We start from the raw sequence: 658 nt of genomic DNA on the forward strand, positions 1-658 counted from the left end.
ACGGCCGGGGCGTGCCCACCCCCAAGGACCTCGCCGGACTGGGCAGGCCCGCCGCGCACCCCCACAACGCCTCCCCAGCGCCCGCCGGCGCCACTCTGCGCTGGTCCTCCGACAAGGGCTGGATCGACCGGGGCGCCGCCCCCGAGTCCCCCGAGTCCGCCGCCCTGCCGATGCTGGCCCAGCTCACCACCGCCGAGCAGCGGTGGGCCGACCGCGAGGAGGACATCACCACCGTCAGCGGCGACCCCTTCGAGGTCGGCCAGGTCTTCGCCCGCCGCTGGATCGAGCGGCTGGCGACCACCGCCCATCTGAGGACGCTGTCGGGGGAGTACCCCCGCATCCCGCACCGCATCGACGGCGAGCTGCTGCGCTACGCCGCCCGCTTCGGCCTGCTGGCGCACAAGGACGACCAGATCGACGAGCAGGACCGCTACGCGATCCGCGCGGGCTTCTGGCGCGAGATCGACGCCCGCACCGCGGGCGAACGCGCCCCCGCCGCGGAGTGAGCCCGTGCCGGGCGCGTACCCTCGTAGCTCGTGAGTACGGGCACTGGGCAGGCGGTGGGCGACGCGGTGGACAGCGTGGAGACGCCGGCGGAGGCCGCCGTACGCGTCCACGACCTGGTCAAGACCTACCCCGCCCGGCGCGGCCGCCGCGG

1 pseudogene is annotated in these 658 nt (G+C 75.8%); it reads left to right on the plus strand.

The annotated features are described in order from the left end of the window. A pseudogene (locus L7D48_RS15530) lies at positions 1-506 on the plus strand (NYN domain-containing protein); the annotation flags it as partial. Positions 507-658: the final 152 nt, after the last annotated feature.

Source organism: Streptomyces sp. ICN903, from assembly GCF_022015835.1.
GTDB lineage: Bacteria > Actinomycetota > Actinomycetes > Streptomycetales > Streptomycetaceae > Streptomyces > Streptomyces fenghuangensis.